Origin of the sequence: Gracilibacillus alcaliphilus, from assembly GCF_016909015.1 — a bacterium.
In the GTDB taxonomy this organism is placed as follows: domain Bacteria; phylum Bacillota; class Bacilli; order Bacillales; family Amphibacillaceae; genus Gracilibacillus; species Gracilibacillus alcaliphilus.
On sequence record NZ_JAFBFA010000001.1, the window covers coordinates 196,638 to 215,284 of the forward strand.

At 39.5% G+C, this 18,647-nt stretch carries 20 protein-coding genes; all 20 read left to right on the plus strand.

The features are described 5' to 3' along the window. Positions 1 to 812 precede the first annotated feature (812 nt). The 20 genes from spoIVA to qcrB all read left to right on the plus strand — a co-directional run bounded on the left by spoIVA (position 813) and on the right by qcrB (position 18,623). Complete coding sequence (spoIVA, locus tag JOD18_RS01070; protein ID WP_204667027.1) at positions 813 to 2,291, plus strand: stage IV sporulation protein A; 1,479 nt, start codon at positions 813 to 815, stop codon at positions 2,289 to 2,291. Between the two features lie 14 nt (positions 2,292 to 2,305). Beyond that, positions 2,306 to 2,440 (plus strand): hypothetical protein, encoded by a 135-nt coding sequence (locus tag JOD18_RS24525; RefSeq protein ID WP_275582953.1) that lies wholly within the window; start codon positions 2,306 to 2,308, stop codon positions 2,438 to 2,440. Between the two features lie 20 nt (positions 2,441 to 2,460). Further along, a complete protein-coding gene (locus JOD18_RS01075; protein WP_204667028.1) occupies positions 2,461 to 2,667 on the plus strand; it encodes a hypothetical protein in 207 nt (68 codons plus the stop codon). Positions 2,668 to 3,537: 870 nt separating this feature from the next. Next, complete coding sequence (locus tag JOD18_RS01080) at positions 3,538 to 3,810, plus strand: HU family DNA-binding protein (protein ID WP_035721086.1); 273 nt, start codon at positions 3,538 to 3,540, stop codon at positions 3,808 to 3,810. Between the two features lie 182 nt (positions 3,811 to 3,992). Then, positions 3,993 to 4,781 carry a heptaprenyl diphosphate synthase component 1 gene (locus JOD18_RS01085; protein ID WP_204667029.1) on the plus strand — a complete coding sequence of 263 codons (789 nt, stop codon included), beginning with the start codon at positions 3,993 to 3,995 and terminating at the stop codon, positions 4,779 to 4,781. Positions 4,782 to 4,799: 18 nt separating this feature from the next. Further along, positions 4,800 to 5,516: a demethylmenaquinone methyltransferase gene (locus JOD18_RS01090; protein ID WP_204667191.1), complete on the plus strand. Its 717-nt coding sequence runs from the start codon at positions 4,800 to 4,802 to the stop codon at positions 5,514 to 5,516. Positions 5,517 to 5,530: 14 nt separating this feature from the next. Next, positions 5,531 to 6,502, plus strand: a complete 972-nt coding sequence (hepT, locus tag JOD18_RS01095) for a heptaprenyl diphosphate synthase component II (RefSeq protein WP_204667030.1) — start codon at positions 5,531 to 5,533, stop codon at positions 6,500 to 6,502. A gap of 13 nt (positions 6,503 to 6,515) precedes the next feature. Continuing rightward, positions 6,516 to 6,962, plus strand: a complete 447-nt coding sequence (ndk, locus tag JOD18_RS01100; protein WP_204667031.1) for a nucleoside-diphosphate kinase — start codon at positions 6,516 to 6,518, stop codon at positions 6,960 to 6,962. 23 nt (positions 6,963 to 6,985) lie between these two features. Beyond that, positions 6,986 to 7,765 (plus strand): CheR family methyltransferase, encoded by a 780-nt coding sequence (locus JOD18_RS01105; protein ID WP_204667032.1) that lies wholly within the window; start codon positions 6,986 to 6,988, stop codon positions 7,763 to 7,765. Between the two features lie 61 nt (positions 7,766 to 7,826). After that, positions 7,827 to 8,990 carry a chorismate synthase gene (gene aroC / locus JOD18_RS01110; RefSeq protein ID WP_204667033.1) on the plus strand — a complete coding sequence of 388 codons (1,164 nt, stop codon included), beginning with the start codon at positions 7,827 to 7,829 and terminating at the stop codon, positions 8,988 to 8,990. Continuing rightward, on the plus strand, positions 8,990 to 10,066 hold the full coding sequence (gene aroB, locus JOD18_RS01115) for a 3-dehydroquinate synthase (RefSeq protein WP_204667034.1): 1,077 nt from the start codon (positions 8,990 to 8,992) through the stop codon (positions 10,064 to 10,066). Before aroC ends, aroB begins: the two co-directional genes overlap by 1 nt. Next, entirely contained in the window at positions 10,066 to 10,431 is a 366-nt protein-coding gene (gene aroH, locus JOD18_RS01120; protein WP_204667193.1) for a chorismate mutase, read from the plus strand. The genes aroB and aroH overlap by 1 nt, the downstream gene beginning before the upstream one ends. A 27-nt stretch (positions 10,432 to 10,458) precedes the next feature. Then, complete coding sequence (gene hisC / locus JOD18_RS01125; RefSeq protein WP_204667035.1) at positions 10,459 to 11,541, plus strand: histidinol-phosphate transaminase; 1,083 nt, start codon at positions 10,459 to 10,461, stop codon at positions 11,539 to 11,541. Between the two features lie 149 nt (positions 11,542 to 11,690). Continuing rightward, positions 11,691 to 12,791 carry a prephenate dehydrogenase gene (locus tag JOD18_RS01130; protein ID WP_204667036.1) on the plus strand — a complete coding sequence of 367 codons (1,101 nt, stop codon included), beginning with the start codon at positions 11,691 to 11,693 and terminating at the stop codon, positions 12,789 to 12,791. Between the two features lie 12 nt (positions 12,792 to 12,803). After that, a complete protein-coding gene (aroA, locus tag JOD18_RS01135) occupies positions 12,804 to 14,096 on the plus strand; it encodes a 3-phosphoshikimate 1-carboxyvinyltransferase (protein ID WP_204667037.1) in 1,293 nt (430 codons plus the stop codon). Between the two features lie 297 nt (positions 14,097 to 14,393). Continuing rightward, on the plus strand, positions 14,394 to 15,665 hold the full coding sequence (locus JOD18_RS01140) for a tetratricopeptide repeat protein (protein ID WP_204667038.1): 1,272 nt from the start codon (positions 14,394 to 14,396) through the stop codon (positions 15,663 to 15,665). 20 nt (positions 15,666 to 15,685) lie between these two features. Then, a complete protein-coding gene (locus tag JOD18_RS01145) occupies positions 15,686 to 16,246 on the plus strand; it encodes a ReoY family proteolytic degradation factor (protein WP_204667039.1) in 561 nt (186 codons plus the stop codon). 319 nt (positions 16,247 to 16,565) lie between these two features. Then, the gene (locus JOD18_RS01150) at positions 16,566 to 17,030 is read left to right on the plus strand and encodes a DUF2487 family protein (RefSeq protein WP_204667040.1); all 465 of its coding nucleotides are present in this window, start codon (positions 16,566 to 16,568) and stop codon (positions 17,028 to 17,030) included. A gap of 381 nt (positions 17,031 to 17,411) precedes the next feature. Beyond that, positions 17,412 to 17,945 carry a QcrA and Rieske domain-containing protein gene (locus JOD18_RS01155; protein WP_204667041.1) on the plus strand — a complete coding sequence of 178 codons (534 nt, stop codon included), beginning with the start codon at positions 17,412 to 17,414 and terminating at the stop codon, positions 17,943 to 17,945. A 3-nt stretch (positions 17,946 to 17,948) separates the two neighbouring features. Then, on the plus strand, positions 17,949 to 18,623 hold the full coding sequence (gene qcrB / locus JOD18_RS01160; protein WP_204667042.1) for a menaquinol-cytochrome c reductase cytochrome b subunit: 675 nt from the start codon (positions 17,949 to 17,951) through the stop codon (positions 18,621 to 18,623). The last annotated feature ends 24 nt before the right edge of the window (positions 18,624 to 18,647 follow it).

Here is an 18,647-nt window from a genome sequence, read left to right on the forward strand (position 1 = left end):
AGTCTCTGCCTATTTTTTCAGCTAGCCATAGGGAAGTGTTTCTTCTATTGCAAAAAATAGCAAAAAGATGGAAAAGGTTGCGGATGTCAGGGAATCAGTCTATCTGTCTTTTGGAAAGATATAAACATAATCGGGAACAGAGGATGGGAGTGGAGAGAAGTCGAATCCTGCAGGAAAGGCGGAAATCGCCAGGTAAAAACGAAGCGGACATCTATCTTGGCTAAAAGGTAAAGGACCAAATGCTCTTCTTGGTTTTTTTATAATATCAGGATGTATTTTTATCTTAACGCAATCCCCCGTAAGCCCCTATTGATGACAGTCTCGCTTTATTGCTCTTTTTGCTCAACCTTTTTAAGGTCTAATTTCCTCAAGGTATATATATGATGTTAGAAGTCGAGAAAAACAGTCTGAAAGAGAATACAAAAAAGACGATCAACATAGGTAGTGTCTGTCAAGGCATATTAGTTCGAACCTCGCTCTTAAAAGACAAATCTAAAGCGATCCTGCCATTAGCAAAGGTTCTTTATTTGAAATTTTTTCAGAACTTGATAGGAAGGGTCTTATGGACGGCTGTTTCGGATAAAATGATACAAATCTGGTATAAGGCTCATGTAGACCCTCTCACAATAAGGAGATAGGCTTTTCTAAGGTAAAATTCTTTTTCTAGTCATAATAGACGTTTCCTTCTCATAAGTTGTCTATAGCTAAGGCTAATTTAATTTGCGTTACAGATTAGCATAAATTAGTAGGACAACGTCATATACTGATATCGTCAAGGTATGATGAGGTTGAATTGATCGGGAGGGGATCATTTGGAAAGAGTAGATATCTTCAAAGATATTTCGAAAAGGACTAATGGTGACATCTATTTAGGAATTGTAGGCGCTGTTCGGACGGGAAAATCAACCTTCATAAAAAAATTCATGGAAAAAATGGTCTTGCCAAATATTCCAGATGAAAGTGATCGCCTGAGAGCGCAAGATGAATTACCGCAGAGTGCAGCTGGAAAAACAATTATGACAACAGAACCAAAATTTGTACCTAATCAAGCTGTAGCATTGAAAGTAGAAGAAGGTTTAGAGGTAAATGTAAGGCTGGTAGACTGTGTCGGTTATACAGTGAAAGGTGCCCAAGGCTTTGAAGACGAGAATGGCCCGAGAATGATTCATACACCATGGTATGAGGAGCCTATCCCGTTTCATGATGCAGCTGAAATTGGGACACGTAAAGTGATTCAGGAACATTCCACTATGGGAATAGTTGTAACTACAGATGGGACTATTGGAGAAATTCCAAGGTCGGATTATTTAGAGGCAGAAGATCGCATCGTAAGTGAATTAAAGGAAGTCGGTAAGCCTTTTGTAATGATTATTAATTCGGTACAGCCTCATAATCAGGAAACAGAATTATTAAGACAAGAATTAGTGGAGAAACATGATATTCCCGTGCTTGCTATGAGTGTTGAAAGTATGACCGAGCACGATGTCCATAATGTTTTACGAGAAGTTCTTTATGAATTCCCAGTACTTGAAGTCAATGTCAACATGCCAAGCTGGGTACTGGTACTGGACGAGTCACATTGGTTAAGACAAAATTATCAAACAGCGATTGAAGATACGATTAAGGATATTCGCCGATTGCGAGATGTTGATCAGGTTATCGGACATTTTGATCAGTATGAACATATCCAACAAGCTTCTCTTGTTGGAATTGAAATGGGAGAAGGGATTGCAGACATCGATTTACATGCGCCAAATGAATTATATGATCAAGTACTCAAAGAAATTGTTGGAGAAGAAATCAGAGGTAAGGATCATTTGCTTCAGCTCATGCAAGAGTTGACTAATGCTAAGCGGCAGTATGATCAAGTCTCGGATGCCCTGCATATGGTTAGACAGACAGGATATGGTGTGGCAGCCCCTGCTTTACATGATATGGCTCTGGAAGAACCAGAAATTATTCGACAAGGCTCCCGCTTTGGGGTTAGATTAAAAGCAGTTGCGCCTTCCATCCATATGATTAAAGTGGATGTTGAATCAGAATTTGCACCAATTATTGGAACTGAGAAACAAAGCGAGGAACTAGTCCGTTATTTAATGCAGGATTTTGAAGAGGATCCATTATCCATTTGGCAGTCAGATATCTTTGGCAGGTCATTAAGTTCTATTGTCCGCGAAGGTATTCAAGGAAAACTGTCACTTATGCCAGAACATGCTCGTTTTAAACTGAAAGAGACGTTGGAGCGGATTATTAACGAAGGGTCTGGCGGTTTGATTGCGATCATTTTATAAAAGAGTGTTCAAACATGATCCGGCGAATTGCAGTGATCACATTAGGAGAGCTTTTACTAAATCCATTCACCTTGTGTGGCGGTCCCAGAAGTCAACATGTGCCAGACCAAGTCAAAAAAAAATGGGATAAAAGTATGAGTGCCGAATAAAAATCCGAATGATAAACAGGATGACTTCTGTTAAATTCGGATTTTTAGGGCTGAAAAAGAATAGTAAGATCTTTACAGCAAAGGGGAAGAGAGCACAGTTAAAGGAAGTGTTTAAGAAATATGAACAGCGTAAATTGGACAAATCAGAGCTGTTTATCTCTATGCAGCAAGGTTATAGTATAGGAATAGAAACTGATCATACAAAAGAATCAGAGGCAGATCCATAACTAGGTCTGCCTCTGATTTTTGGTATGATAAAAGCTAACCAAGTGTTTAACTATTGTTCCACTGTCTGATTATTATTATCTTATACATGGTCTAAACCTGATGAGTCGAGGAAGTTGTTTATCAATCTGAAAAAATTAATTGTTCGTTTTTTATTACGGATAAACTGACTTATTTTGTAGTTGATTTATTCGAGTGAAGCTAATGCTTTTGTCATAGAAAGATCTGTATGTACTGGGTGAAAAATCTGCTAAAAGGAGAAACAAATGATTGTCTTTCTAAATTGAAAAAGAGCAGGCAGGAATTAGGTGTATGCTAGGAAATGAGTTTATTTATAGCTATTTTTTAAAAAAGTGTAACAGCCTGCTTAACTAATCTGTACCAAGCGAGCTTCTTGTTTTTATGATAGAGCAACTTGGATCATTCACAAACCATTGATCTAACAAATTGAATCTTTGTAAAGATACAGACTGGAATCAGAATCGCAGAATTTCATTTTTTCAGTTTGTGCTTGTATATTCTTTCCATAACCAGGTTATACTGGAGTTAAATCCAATTTGGAGAGACATCCAAGAAATTTTTTTAATGTTTCTCAGAAAAAGACCAACAATCCGACAAGTGTTTTTTAAAATTAAAAATATTGAATTATCAATGTTTGTAAACACTTGCATAGCTAGAAAACATGTGTTAATATTCAAGTTAGCTTATAGAGAAATGGAAGAAAATTTTAAATTTTAAACGGATATTTGTTGAATTATCTTTCATTCTCAGTTATTATAAGCCTTGTCATCAAATGATTGGTGACGATTAGCTATAGAAATACTTTCTTCAAAGAGGAGTTTATAGCTTTATTTCGGGAGGAGGTGAATATCATGAACAAAACAGATCTAATTAATGCAGTAGCTGAAAAAAGCGAACTTTCTAAAAAAGACGCTACAAAGGCCGTAGATGCGGTTTTTGAATCTATCATGGATTCACTTAAAGATGGCGAAAAAGTGCAATTAATCGGTTTTGGTAACTTTGAAGTACGTGAGCGTGCTGCTCGTAAAGGGCGTAACCCTCAAACAGGAGATGAAATCGAAATCCCTGCAAGCAAAGTACCAGCATTTAAACCAGGTAAAGCCCTTAAAGATATCGTTAAATAATATGGTATTACATATGGGCGACAAAGGGTGCTTCTGGCACCCTTTTTATATTCTCTCTCAATTTCCTGTCTATTCTTATTTCCTCCCATGATTTCCCCTTAACTTATCTCTCCTGTAATCTGTGAATTTATGTTATACTATGTTAATAAAGAAAAGGATTTTGAAGAATTGCGGTGAGCTTGATGACATGGATGAAAACAATCGATTTTTACACGAATTTAATAAAAGATTCTATTGATCAGAATTTTTTAAATGAGAGATTATCTGATCCAGAATTGGACATACATAAAATCCTGGTGCTGCATGAACTTCTCAAAGAAAGAGAAGATTATACAGCATTAGTTCATGCAACAATGTTAGTACAGATTGCTCTGAACACACATGATAACGTTACAAAGAATTTTGATGAGTCTACTTTGAAAGAACAGCAACTCACAGTGCTGGCTGGTGATTATTATTCGGGTATTTACTATCACTTACTCTCGAATCAGAGCGATATAACGGTTATTCGGCAGCTTGCGGTTGCCATCAGTGAGATGACCCAATTGAAAATGGACGTGTTTTATACAGAATATGGTACGGTGGCGGAGCTTTTGTCGGATTATCAGAAGATAGAAATGAAGCTAATCGATAAAATGGCTGAGTATGTAAAAAAGACAGCTGATTTAGAGTATTTAACGGATTGGGCGATGTTGAAGCGTTTAGAGTATGAACTGGTACGGTTAATGCAAGGTACAACTACTTTTTTACAGCAGTTAATTTTACAGCAGACACGTGATACCCTTTCCTTTGACGACTTGAAACATGGCTTGATCCATCAATACAATCTGCAGCAGCAGCAAATACAGGATAAGCTTCAAACTGGCAGTTACCATGCTCTGCTGCCGCAAAATATAGATTTATATGGATGGAAGCAGCTTAAAGACAATGAGTTAGTACATGGCGAAGTAAGTAAATTAATGAATCAATAGAGTAGAGGATTGCATATGATGACAAAACAATCGAAAGAAGAGAAAGTACATCAGGTATTTGAGAAGATATACGGTAATTACGACTCGATGAATACCATCATATCCCTGAGTCGGCACAAGAAATGGCGACAAGATGTGATGAAGCGTATGGAAGTTGAGAAGGGAACCAAGGCTTTAGATCTTTGTTGTGGTACAGGTGACTGGTCGTTTGCCTTAGCAGAGGCAGTGGGACCGACTGGAGAAGTGACCGGTCTGGATTTCAGCAAAAACATGTTATCTGTAGCGGAACAAAGGCTGAAAGAGAGTACAAAGAAAAACTTGACATTCATCCATGGGAATGCAATGGACTTACCCTTTGAAGATGATTCGTTTGATTATGTGACGATCGGCTTTGGGTTACGCAACCTGCCAGATTATTTGCTGGCATTAAAGGAAATGTATCGCGTTGTGAAACCAGGAGGGCATGTTGTTTGTTTAGAAACTTCACAGCCGAAAAACGGGCTCTTTCGTCGTGGCTATTACTTTTATTTTGAACATATTATGCCATTCTTTGGACGGATATTTGTCAAGAGTTATAAGGAATATGTATGGCTGCATGAGTCAGCCCGAGAATTTCCTGGCAGAGAAGAATTAAAGCAATTATTTGAACAGGCAGGCCTTTCGAATGTACATTACAAGGGGTATACAGGCGGAACGGTTGCTATGCATATGGGTGAAAAACAAGTAAAGAATTAGAGGTGGGGCAATAGATGAAGCTTGCAAGAACTTATGCTTTTATAAAAAAAGATCTATCCGTGATTGAGGAAACTTTAGAAAAAACGGTCTATGCCAATCAGCCGCTTTTACAAGAGGCGGCAACACAGTTGTTGAAAGCTGGCGGAAAAAGACTGCGTCCTATTTTTTTATTGCTTGCCTCACAATTCGGAAGTTATCGATTAGATCAAGTGAAAAAAGCGGCATGCTCATTAGAATTAATTCATATGGCCTCCTTAGTTCATGACGATGTGATTGATGATTCAGATGTTCGGCGCGGAAAGCCGACAGTGAAAGCGAAATGGGATAACCAAGTAGCTATGCTGACAGGTGATTTTATTTTTGCAACGGCATTACAGCAATTTACAGAGATCGATAACCCGAAGGCGCATCGTGTGTTATCAAAAACAATGATCGAATTAACCGTTGGTGAAATTGAGCAGATTAAGGATAAATATAATCTGCATCAGAACCTGCGCACCTATTTGCGAAGAATTAAGCGAAAAACAGCTTTGTTGATTTCTTCCAGCTGCCAAATAGGTGCCATTGTGGCAGGTGCAGATAAAGCAACGGAGCAGGCCTTACACAACTATGGATACTACATGGGCATGTCGTACCAAATTATTGATGATATTCTCGATTTTACCTCATCAGAAAAACAGCTGGGCAAACCGGCTGGCAGTGATTTGTTCCAGGGGAATATTACCTTGCCTGCTCTATATGCCATGGACGACCAGTGCATTCGACAGGACTTGCAGACTGCTTTTTTTGACAGTGAGAATTTGGATATGTCGCTGCTGGAGCCAATAACATCCCAAATTGCGAAATCAGATGCCATAGCAAGAGCGAGACAACTGAGTGATGCTTATTTACAGAAAGCGCATAATTCACTGAGCAGTTTACCAAATAACGAAGCCAAAGAAGCCTTAGAAAATATCGCTAATTACATAGGAAATAGAAAAATTTAATGAGGTGACCAATATGGAAAAAACATTCTTAATGATGAAACCAGATGCTGTACAGCGGGGCTTAATAGGAGAAGTAGTTTCTAGATTTGAACATAAGGGATACAAATTGGTGGCGGCTAAGTTTATGACGATTTCGGAAGACTTAGCGAAACAGCACTATGCTGAGCATGATGGTAAGCCATTCTTCCCAAGTTTAGTGGACTTCATCACGTCAGGTCCGGTTTTTGCAATGGTTTGGCAGGGTGACAATATTATTGCCACTGCAAGACAGATGATGGGAAAAACGAATCCTCAAGAAGCGCTGTCAGGAACTATCAGAGGGGATTATGGTGTTGTTACACATCGTAATATAATTCATGGTTCTGATTCACCTGCAAGTGCAGAGCGGGAAATCAATCTGTTTTTTTCAGCAGAAGAGATACAAGACTACACTAGAACAATTGATACATGGTTGTCCTAAGCGGTTGAGTGGGGAGAGTGACGATGTCAGATTATCAATTATTTATTGAAAGTATTTATAAAAAAACTGGATTAGATTTGTCTCTTTATAAGGAGGCACAAATGAAGCGCCGACTAACCTCTTTGTGTAACAAAAGGGGTTTCGCTTCTTTTGGGCCCTATTTTCAAGCAATTAATAAAGACCAACAGTTATTGCAAGAGTTTCTAGATAAAGTTACCATCAATGTATCGGAATTTTACCGGAATCCGTCTCGGTGGAATGTGCTGGAAAAGAAGATCTTGCCAGAATTAAAAAAGAAGCGTTCCAAGATTAGGATTTGGAGTGCTGCCTGTTCAACCGGGGAAGAACCGTATACATTGGCTATTATTGCTAATCAGCTCTGGCCGCTTGCTCAGATTGAAATCACTGCAACGGATATTGATCCGAATGTATTAGCCCGAGCTAAACAAGGAATCTATAAAGACAGAGCATTACAAGAGGTACCGGACAGTATCAAAAAGAAGTATTTTCATCAAGAAGGACAAACATTTAAGGTCGATGATAAGCTGAAACAAACTATTACGTTTCAAAAACATAATTTATTAGCAGACAAATATCCAAGCAATATGGACTTGATTGTTTGTCGAAATGTATTGATTTATTTCACGGAAGAAGCGAAACATACGATCTACCATAATTTTAGCAAGGCATTGGCGAAAGATGGAGTCTTTTTTGTTGGCAGTACAGAACAGATTTTCTCGCCGGAACAATATGATTTTTCGGTGTTAGATACCTTCTTTTATGGAAAAGCTTCGATAAAGTAACACACGAAACATAATTTTTGTGGTATAGTAATACAAAAAAACAACTCCAGGGGGGATAATTGTGCGTTATTTAACAGCAGGTGAATCACATGGTAAACAACAAACAACCATCATTGAGGGCATACCTGCAAGAATGCCAATAACTCAAGATGATATTAACGAATCTTTATTACGTCGCCAAAAGGGACATGGCAGAGGAAAGAGGATGCAGATCGAGAAGGATTTAGTAGATATAGTGGGCGGCGTCCGCCATGGCTATACACTAGGCTCGCCGATTGCACTGGTTGTACATAATGATGACTTTAAGCATTGGATCGATGTAATGGGGGAAGATCCTATTGCGGAGGATCAAGATATTCGACGTGTGGTTACTCGACCTCGTCCGGGACATGCCGATTTAAATGGTGCAATTAAGTATGGTCATCGTGATATGCGGAATATCTTAGAACGCTCATCAGCAAGAGAGACAACAGCAAGAGTAGCTGCTGGTGCTGTAGCAAAGACCTTATTAAAACAATTAGATATTGAAATTGTAGGATATGTAAAGGAAATAGCCGGAATAAAAGCGGAAGAAAAGGATTTGTCTATCGCAGAGAAGGCTCGTATTTCAGAAGAGTCACCTGTAAGGTGTTTAGATGAGGTTGCCGGACAACAAATGATGGATGCAATCGACAAAGCCAAAAAAGACGGAGACTCTATTGGCGGAGTTTGTGAAGTAGTGGTGGAAGGCATGCCGGCCGGTATTGGTTCTTATGTACACTATGACCGTAAATTAGATGGACGCATTGCTGGAGCTGTTCAAAGTATTAATGCATTTAAAGGGGTAGAATTTGGCATTGGGTTTGAAGCTGCCCGCAAGAATGGCAGTGAAGTACATGATGAGATTCTTTGGTCAGAGGAACGAGGGTATTATAGAAGAACCAATCGCCTAGGCGGTTTTGAAGGCGGGATGACTTCTGGTATGCCAATCGTTGTAAAAGGTGTAATGAAGCCTATTCCAACCTTGTATAAACCACTTCAAAGTGTTGATATCGAAACAAAAGAACCATTTAATGCAAGTATTGAACGATCAGATTCCTGTGCGGTGCCAGCAGCTGCCGTAGTGATGGAGCATGTCGTAGCTTTTGAAGTAGCAAAGGCGATTTTGGAACAATTCCCGCATGATCAATTTCCTAAATTAAAAGAGGCGGTTGATCAGTATCGTGAGGAGGTTCGCAACTTCTAATGCATAAACAAACCATTCGCACGAGCTCTAACCAATATGATGTGATCGTCGGTAAAGGTATTCTTCAAGATATTAATGAATATTTGCCAAATAGATACCGGCGGATACTGTTGATTACTGATTCTGTAGTGGCTGACCTATATGCTGATGAAATCAAAGAGAAGCTTGCCCAGCATGCGGAAGTGTTTGTAAGTGCAGTACCAGCTGGAGAGGCTTCTAAGTCGATTGAACAATACTATCAGCTGTTAACAGATGCGATTGAGCATCAGCTTGATCGCAAATCACTGATTGTGGCATTAGGAGGCGGTATGATCGGTGATTTAGCTGGATTTGTAGCGGCAACTTATATGAGGGGGATTGATTTTATCCAAGTCCCAACAACCATCCTTGCTCATGACAGCAGTGTAGGCGGCAAAGTGGCGATTAACCACCCGGAAGGTAAGAATTTAATTGGGAATTTCTATCCTCCACGAGCAGTACTCTATGATACAGATACATTGACTTCTTTATCAGCCAAAGAAATCCGTTCCGGTTATGCAGAAGTAATCAAGCATGGTTTTATTAGTGATGAAACATTTTTACAAGATGTACTGCAAACGGATTTGACGCAACGTTTATCTCCTGATCGTCTGGCCGATCATCTTCAAAAAGGGATTGCCGTTAAGGCACAAGTCGTAGAGGCAGATGAACGAGAATCAAATGTGCGTAAATATCTTAATTTCGGTCATACGCTGGGTCATGCTATCGAGGCCGAATTGGGATATGGGAAAATCACACATGGTGAAGCGGTAGCAATCGGCATGCAGTTTGCTCTGAATGTTAGCGAGAACCAATTAGGGGTGAAGCTACCTGACGAGGCATTTGATCAGTGGATGAAGAAAAATCACTATCCGCAGCAGCTGGCCTCTTTATCTGTTGACCGTTTGCTGCAAAGGATGAAAAAAGATAAAAAATCAGAAAACGCTACTGTGCAAATGGTTTTATTAGAAGCAATAGGGAAACCTATTGTAAAAAATATAGCAGATGAGCAATTAATACCTTTATTGGAAAAATTCATAAGAGAGTTGGATTCATGATGATACGAGGAATTAGAGGAGCCACAACAGTTAAGCATAATCAGGAAGAAGAAATGGTTCAAGAAACGAAGCAGATGCTGGAAGCAATGGCTAGTAAAAATAATGTGAAGCCAGAAGACATTGCCTCTGTTCTTATCTCTGTTACACCTGATTTGAATGCTGCCTTTCCTGCGAAAGCATTGAGGCTGATCGACGGGTGGAAATTTGTTCCGGTTATGTGTATGCCTGAAATCGATGTACCGGGCAGTCTGCCGAAATGTATCAGAGTGATGATGACAGTGAATACTTCCCAATCACAAGAACAGGTAGAGCACATATATTTACATGAGGCAGTCAAATTAAGACCGGACTTACAAGATAAGTGAGTTTAAATAGTGGAAAGGAGTGGCGGTGTGCAAGCAAAGAAAGTGTTTCAATCGATGGCACCATATACACCAGGTAAACAAATAGAAGAAGTGAAGAAAGCTTATGGGTTAACAAAAATCGTCAAGTTGGCTTCTAATGAAAATCCGTTTGGTTATTCAGATAAGGTGAAACAAGCCATTCCGACGATGTTAGATGATCTGGAAAAGTATCCAGATGGCAACGCCTCTGTTTTGCGTGAAAAGTTAGCTAGCCGATTAGATATAGCGCAAGAACAACTGATCTTTGGTTGCGGTTCAGACGAAATAATTGATATTATTTGTCGTACGTATTTAGAGCCAGGTACCAATACAGTAACGGCGACACCTACTTTTCCACAGTATCGGCACAATGCAGTCATCCAGGGTGCAGACGTCAAAGAAATACCTTTGATTGATGGTTATCATAATTTAGAAGCAATGCTGCAGCAAATAGATGAACAAACAAGAGTGGTGTGGCTTTGTTCACCTAACAACCCGACGGGATCATTAATTAGCCGTGACAAATTGATCGACTTTTTGGAAAGATGTCCATCAGAGGTAATGGTCGTGTTAGATGAAGCGTATTTTGAATACATTGAGAAGTCCAGTAATCCGAATAGTATTGGATTAATAGAGCAATACACCAATCTAGTTGTATTGCATACCTTCTCTAAAGCCTATGGCCTGGCAAATCTACGGGTAGGATATGGTGTCGCTTCACAAAAAGTTGCCACCTTATTGAATATTGCACGCGGACCATTTAATACAACGACTATTTCTCAGCGTTCTGCCGCCATTTCATTAGATGACGCAGATTTTTTGGAAAAGACTTATCAAGAAAACTTGACTAATAAAAAGGCATTTATGAAAGAGTGTGAAGAAATGGGCTTAAGCTACTATGATTCAGAAGCCAATTTCTTATTTGTAAAACTGCCAACTTCAGGTGATGCGCTAACTGAATATTTATTAAAACAAGGCTTTATTGTACGTTCTGGAGAGGCTTTAGGTCACCCGAACGGTGTGCGAATCACCATCGGATCCGAAGAACAGATGAATGAACTGGCTTCTCATATGAAGGCATTTCTCTCTTAAGCAACATTAGAATGAATAGCAGATACCTAATTCGAGGGGCGCCTCTCTGAGGAAGGGATCCTCAAAGGAAGTATCTGCAGGTGGAAATACATCGAATCAGGCAAACAGCTTGATAGTTAATTATTTAAGAGGCAAAAGGAGAATAAAGCGTGAAACAAACGGTTTTAATAGCGGGTCTCGGTCTTATTGGAGGCTCGCTTGCTTTAAGTATAAGGGAATCAGAAGGAGTTAGGCTGATTGGCTATGATTCCAATCGGACCACTTTACAATATGCCATCATGAATCACATGATTGACGAGAGCTACCATGATTTTAGCGAGGCAGTCAAACAGGCAGATATTTGTATTTTGGCAGCTCCTGTATCGATTACAGTCGAATGGATTACGCAATTAAATAATATCGAGTTACCTCATCGTGTGATTGTATCTGATGTAGGTTCTGTAAAAGGGCCAATTATGGAGGCGGCTAATCAACTAACCAACGAGAATGTAGCCTTTATTGGAGGCCATCCGATGGCAGGTTCCCATAAAAAAGGTGTACAGGCAGCCAAGAAATATTTATTCGAAAATGCTATTTATGTACTATCACCAACTAATACAAGTACTGAAGAGGATTTGTTAACCTTAAAGAAGGTGCTAAGTCCTGCAAAATCGAAATTTATTGTTCTAGAACCGGATGAGCATGATGAAATGACAAGTGTTATTTCTCATTTTCCTCATTTAATTGCTTCCTCCTTAGTGCATCAGGCACGAAGCTGGCAAAAAACACACCCATATATCCCAAAACTTGCGGCTGGCGGTTTTCGCGATATTACGAGAATTGCCTCCAGCAATCCATTAATGTGGCGGGATATTTTCTTTCAGAACCGCTCCAAAATGAGCCGCTTACTTGGAGATTGGATTAATGAAATGGAAGGATTAAAGACATTAATTGATTCTGGCGAGGAATCGCAGATACAAGAATATTTAGAACAAGCCAAGGAATACCGAGATGGCTTAGACAGCAAAACACGAGGTGCCATTCTCTCCTATTATGATGTCTATGTAGGTATCCTTGACCAGCCTGGTGCCATACTAAAAGTAATCGAACTGCTTGCAGATCATGATATTAGTATTAGCAATATTGAAATTTTAGAGATTAGAGAAGGTATCACAGGTATGTTACGCATCAGCTTCCAAAATAAGAACGACCAAGAGTTAGGTCATGCCATTTTAAAGAAACATAACTATGATACCGTGATCGAAGAATAGGAGGAATACACTTTGTCACATCAAATACTGTCTTTTGGCCAACCACAATTAAAGGGTACCATTTCTGTACCAGGAGATAAGTCGATCTCGCACCGTGCTGTGATGTTCGGTTCACTCGCCAAAGGAAAAACTACGATTACCAACTTTTTAGCGGGGGAAGATTGTTTATCGACGATTGCTGCCTTTCAAGCAATGGGAGTAGCTATTGAACGAGAAGAAGATCGTGTCGTGATTGAATCGAATGGTGTAGAAGAGCTGGTTGAACCAATAGAGCCTATTAATCTAGGGAATTCAGGGACAACTGCACGGCTGTTATTAGGAATTTTAGCAGGGCTGCCTTATCATTTCACCTTGTATGGAGACGGTTCTTTATCAAAACGTCCAATGGATCGTATTGCGAATCCGTTACGTGAGATGGGTGCGGTTATTGATGGCCGTGATAATGGCCGTCTTTTACCTATGTCTGTAAGAGGGGGCAAGCTAAAATCGATCGATTTCAAACCGCCTGTAAAAAGTGCACAAATCAAATCAGGTGTGCTGCTAGCTGGATTGCTTGCAGAAGGAGAAACTACCGTTCAAGAAAAAACAAAAACACGTGACCACACAGAAAATATGTTAAAGGCATTTGGTGCCGATATCAAAGTGGATGGGACAACGGTTCGAATCAAAGGAAAGACTCCATTGCATAGCTGTGATATAGAGGTACCTGGCGATATTTCATCGGCTGCCTTCTTTTTAGTTGCAGCAGCTATTATACCAGGAAGTGAGGTTATGATCGAAAATGTTGGGTTAAATCCGACACGAACTGGGATTATTGATGTACTCCAAATGATGGGAGCAGCTATTGAAGTGACCGAAACGAAGGTGATTGGCGGGGAGCTAATAGGCAATATTCGAGTAACAGCTTCTGAACTGCGGCCTGCTACCATTGAAGGAGAGATTATCCCGCGGATTATTGATGAAATCCCAATCATCGCTTTACTTGCCACCCAAGCAGAAGGTGAGACAGTCATTAAAGATGCGGAGGAGTTGCGATTCAAAGAAACGGATCGAATTGAATCGGTAGTAACGACTTTGACGAAACTTGGTGCAAGGATAACTGGAACAGAAGATGGAATGATCGTACATGGCAAAACAGCCCTTCATGGCGGAGTAACAGACTCGTTTGGTGATCACCGTATTGGCATGATGATCGCAATTGCTTCTTTATTAATAGATGAAAAAATAGAGTTGCATGATGCAGCGTGTATCGCTGTTTCTTACCCGAACTTTTTTGAACATCTTCATACTCTTATAACTCGGTAATAAAGTAGAAGCAAAAATATAATGTTGACATAAGGTTGCCAAAAACACAAAATGGGCTGTCTTAGCTGTTAAAGATGGACAAGGCTCAATTCAAAAAAGAATCAGGGGGCTGATCCATCATTGGATCAGCCCCCTGACCTTTTCCTACTATCAGTCATGTGATGGAATGACTGATCTATCACAAGTTCAACCTTGTGCCAAAGATTTTATAATGCCTTCGGGTTGCTCGTTTGCCTCTTATTCGATAAAATTATAAATAACGAAGAAAAGAAACGTTGAATAGAGAGGTTGAAGTAATTGGACACAATAGAGCAAGCCATCGAAATGATTCACAGCGGTGAAGTGGAGCAGGCACTATTATTACTTACTAATACAGCAAAGACGGCTGATATGGATAGTAAACTGGAAATTTCGCAAATTTTTATTGAATTAGGTAACCATGATCTGGCAGAGGACGTATTAGAGACGATTCTTGCGATTGAGCCTGGGAATGGGGACGCCAAAATCATGCTGGCTGATATTATGACAGACAAAGAAGCTGATGAAAAAGCAATCGAACTGTTAAATGAGATTGATGAGAATGATGCGAATTATCTCCAAGCCTTAGTGCAACTAGCCGATCTTTATCAAGCTCAGGGGCTGTTTGAAGTAGCAGAAAGAAAACTGCTTGTAGCCAAAAACATAGCACCTGATGAACCAATTATTGACTTTGCCCTAGGGGAGCTGTTGTTCTCGGCGGGAGAATATCACAAATCGATTGTTTACTATGAGAATATTCGAAAGTTTACAGAAGAGTTTGCGAATGTAAATATTACTAGTCGATTGGCAGAGGCCTATGCATTAAATGGTGAATTCGAGACTTCTCTGGAATTTTATCAGGAATTGGATACAGAAGACCCGGAAACGCTATTCCGATATGGTTTCTTGGCTTATAAGTCGGAACGATATGAGATAGCAATTAAGGCATGGGAAACACTGATAAATAATGAGTTGGAATATCCTTCGGTATATCTATACTTGGCCAAGGCTTATGAACAAGCAGGGTTAATGGAAGAAGCATACCAGACCATTCAGACAGGGACAGAAATGGACTCACTCCATAAGGAAATGTGGCTGACAGCAGGGCAGATCGCGTTAAAGCGCGGACATTATCAAGAGGCTGTTGCCTATGTCAAACAAGCGATTGCTTTAGATAGTGAGTATCAAGATGCCTTATTATTTTTGGTGGAAGCTTATAAAGAACAGGGTGAGAATGAGGAAATTATCAGTCTGTTAACGGAAGATGTAGATATGGAACCATTGGACGGTATTTTCGTTTGGGAACTTGCTCAAGCATATAATGAAGAAGAAGCATTTAAAGAGGCATTAAATGCCTACCAAAATGCATACAATAAATTAAGTAAAGACGCTGATTTCTTAAAAGACTACGGATATTTTTTGATGGAAGAAGGTAGGACACAGGACGCCATTCAAATCTTTGAAGAGTATTTACAGGTAGAACCTTCAGACTTCGATATTGCCCAAAATTTAGAACGACTTAAAGAACAACACGGTGATACTCTCTTTTAAAAATGGAGGGGATTAAAAAATTGGAAACTTCTGTTCAAATAGAAGATAAAAAGGTGTTTATTGAATGGTTTTTAAGCAATTATCAACTGAAGAAACGTGAGAGTGTCTGGATTTTGAACTACTTACTGAATCATGAAGAACTTTTAAAACAAGTCCATTTTGTTCTGGAAGCTCGTTTTTGTCCAAGAGCCATGATCATCTCGACACACTGTTCCAACGAGATAGCCTTTCGCTTTTACAAGAAGCATATCGTCACTACCGATGCGGATAAATCTTTTCACGATATTCGGTTACACTCAAAAGAACCAATGTATATTCAGTTGAATTTTAAGAATGTAAAGCAGTGTATTCCGTATATGAAGGTATTGGAAGATAACCCATTTATTCCAGATGATTATTTCTTAACTGGTAATGATAAGAAATTGGTAGAGCGCTGGCTGGATTATTCTATCTATGAATACAAAAAGTCTGATTTATTACAAAAGATTAATCATGCCTTGGATGTGAAGGATCAGCAATCCTTTCAGCATTGGACCGAACAGCTGAAAGAACTAGAAGCAATTTATCAAAAACATAAATAAATGAAAACGGCTTTTCGTCTTCATGCCTGGCGGAAGCCCTTGTTTTTTGTTTTTAAGTGCGTGTTCAAAAAGTTCGATAAAAAGGACCATCATCGGTTAAGTTCGCAACGTCCTGGGACTGCGGTTACTCGCCCCACCGAAACCATTTGTTGCAACACCAATACTAGCACATCTTGTGCGTCGAAAGTTCAAGGCGGCGCAGTCTTTGAGCAGATGGTCTTGCACGCCGGAAAAGCAAGCTAACGCAGAAATTCAACGTGTCATTTTTATTGGACTTTTTGAACAACCTCTTTAAGAAAAATACTTGGAGGGACTAGACATGCAATGGAAAAAGAAAGACTTGCAATTATTTTTTCAATCAAAATCATATATCGATACCTTAATTATTCCTGTCATACCAATAGAATTGGCGTCAGAAGCTAGTGCAGCCAAGCTTGCCGATCAAAAGAGAAGTATACAAATCATTTCAGATGAATTAGAACGGCAATTTATGGGAAGACTGTTCCTTAGTCCTAACTATTCGTATATTTATAACCAGGATTATCAGCAAGGGATAGAATTACTCAATCAATGGACAAGCACATTATCCAATGAACATTTCAACCATATATTTTTCTTGACACATGATGTCAATTGGAAAAAGCATGAAAGTCAATTAAATGGCCAGCTAATCTGGCTTCCGACTACAACGATAGATGATTTTCAATCAGATTATGCCAAACAGTGGGTAGGAGATCAAGTCAATCAAGTCAGCGAACTGATTAGCAGCTATTGGAAAGCGTAAGAAGCTAACTCCTTTCTATCGAAACTTCTTGACACAAAAACGTGCAACCTTTCAGCTCTGCTGAAAGGCGTGTGAATCTAAAGATTCACACGAATGAACCAACTAAGGAGAGCAACCACCGTTTTCATGGATAAGTGGGGTATGTCAGGACAGGATGGTTTTGAACACGCACTTATACAATAATTTCGTGTAAGCAGTTGAATAATTAAAGAATGAAGTGTCTTTTTTGTCGAACAAGTGAAAATTATCTTATTCTGCAACAAAAAGATAGATTTTATTGACCATAGCCTCAGTTTGCGCTATCATAGTAATGTCCTAGTAATATAAGAGATTATAATTTAAATCCGTGAAGTCGGAATAAGTAGTAGAGGGGGGTAAATAATGTCTGAGAAAAAGCAACAAGTTTCCCGCCGCCAATTTTTGAATTATACATTAACTGGTGTTGGAGGCTTTATGGCAGCAGGGATGCTGGCACCAATGGTAAGATTTGCAATTGACCCAGTCTTACAAGCTACAGGTGCAAGCGATATGCAGCCAGTAATTGATGTATCTGAAATAACAGACGAACCACAAAAAGTCGACTGGACATTTGAACAAGTAGATGCTTGGTATACATCAGATACTACTAGAAGTGCATGGGTTTATAAAAATGCGAATGATGAGATTGTTGCATTATCACCTACTTGTAAACACTTGGGATGTGCGGTTAACTGGGCAGGTAATTCCGATTACCCTGATCAGTTCTTCTGCCCTTGTCACGATGGCCGTTATTATAAGAACGGTTTAAACGTCCCGAATACACCGCCTGGTGCTGCACTGGACTTATTTGAAATGCAGGTAGAAGAGGGAACATTATACCTCGGAGATGTGAAAGAAAATCCGGTGACCAGTCCGGAGGAGGAAGGAGGAGCTTAATAGATGCTACAGAAGATTTATGACTGGATCGATGACCGAGTGGATATAACTCCTTTATGGCGTGACATTGCTGATCACGAGGTGCCTGAACATGTTAACCCAGCCTATCATTTCTCAGCATTTGTTTATTGCTTCGGTGGTTTAACTTTTTTTGTCACTGTGATTCAAATCTTATCAGGAATGTTCTTAACGATGTACTATGTTCCAGATATCGAAAATGCATGGCGTTCTGTTTATTACTTACAAACAGAAGTAGCACATGGACAAATTGTTCGAGGGATGCACCACTGGGGAGCTAGTGTAGTCATTGTAATGTTATTCTTACATACTCTGCGTGTATTTTTCCAAGGTGCGTATAAGAAACCGCGTGAGCTTAATTGGATGGTTGGCGTACTGATCTTCTTCGTTATGCTTGCATTGGGTTTAACAGGTTACTTATTACCATGGGATAATAAAGCATACTTTGCAACTGTAGTAACACTTGAAATTGCAGAAGGTGTGCCTTTTATTGGAGAAATGGCAAAGACACTATTGAATGGTGACCCTTCCATTGTAGGTGCCCAAACATTAGCGAGATTCTTTGCAATTCACGTATTTTTCTTGCCGGCAGCATTGTTTGTGTTAATGGCAATCCACTTTATTATGATTCGTAAACAAGGTATTTCAGGTCCACTATAGGATGTAACAGCTACAGATAAAGGA